At 43.0% G+C, this 1095-nt stretch carries 1 protein-coding gene; it reads right to left on the reverse strand.

The annotated features are described in order from the left end of the window. Window positions 1–54: 54 nt before the first annotated feature. Window positions 55–1017 carry an IS5 family transposase gene (locus D5R40_RS33225; RefSeq protein WP_124143258.1) on the reverse strand — a complete coding sequence of 321 codons (963 nt, stop codon included), beginning with the start codon at window positions 1015–1017 and terminating at the stop codon, window positions 55–57. Window positions 1018–1095 lie beyond the last annotated feature (78 nt).

A 1095-nucleotide genomic window follows, 5' to 3' on the forward strand; every position in this document is an offset into this window, starting at 1 on the left:
GGCTTTGTTGCATGAAAGTAGCGATCGCCAAAAACTCCCTTAGTTGGAAGTTAACTAGATTTCTACTTTGTAGCTCTGGGGTTTACCATTTTGAATCATCACGTTGAGTATGGAACATTGTATGAATAACTCCACTGCCTGATTATCAAATTTTCGTCGTCGTAACTTGCATCCATTGAGGACTTTGAGCCTGAACATTGTAGTTTCTGACAACGAGCGTCGGTGGTAGCCACATTCACGTTTCCACTTCTTGCGTCCTACTTTTCTTATCCTTCTGAGGTTTTCATCTCTGGGATGAGGTGAGCATTTACAGTTGCCATGTTGACCTATTACTGCATTTTTCCTGGGTGGAATTGTTGCCTTTGCCCCTCGTTGCCTAGCTTTCTCGTAACACTTATACTTGTCATAGGCTCCATCTCCTGATACTTGGGCTATTTCCCCATCTACTCCATCTAACAGGTCAGAAAATACTTGGTCGTCACTGACATCATTGGTAGTCACTACCCCACTGATAATCTCCCCTGTGGCCTCCGAAACTCCTAGATGTAATTTACGCCATGTACGCCGTTTACTGACACCATGAACTCTTGTTTTCCATTCACCTTCGCCGTAAACTTTCACCCCTGTAGAGTCTACTACCATATGAATTGCTTCGTTCGTTGGTATAACTGGTAGTTTAACATTCAGTTTTGGCAAGCGACGGGATACAGTGCTATGGTCAGGTACTGGTAAATCTAAGTCCATCAATTGAAATATAGATTTGACAAAACCTTCGGTCTGTCGTCCGGCCAGACTATACAAGGATTGCATAGTCACCATCAATTCAATGGCCGTGTCACTATAATTATTAGATGCTCCCCTACGTCCAGTTTTTTTCTGATTAAGCCACTGCTCGATGGCCTCTGGAGTCAGCCAAAAAGTGAGACTCCCTCGCTGCTTTAAGGAGGCATCATACTCAGACCAGTTTTTGAGTCGATACAAGGACTTGGAGTTGGATTTAGACTTACTCTTACTCATATCTGCTGAGTGTAGTTTCGTGTACCATCTTGACTTCTTTATTTTTACCCTAAACATCATCTTTTGTGCAACAAAGCC

The organism is Okeania hirsuta, assembly GCF_003838195.1.
In the GTDB taxonomy this organism is placed as follows: domain Bacteria; phylum Cyanobacteriota; class Cyanobacteriia; order Cyanobacteriales; family Microcoleaceae; genus Okeania; species Okeania hirsuta.

Coding starts and splice junctions, on each gene's coding strand:
- D5R40_RS33225 (WP_124143258.1), bottom strand. CDS start 1,017: ATGAGTAAGAGTAAGTCTAAATCCAACTCCAAGTCCTTGTATCGACTC.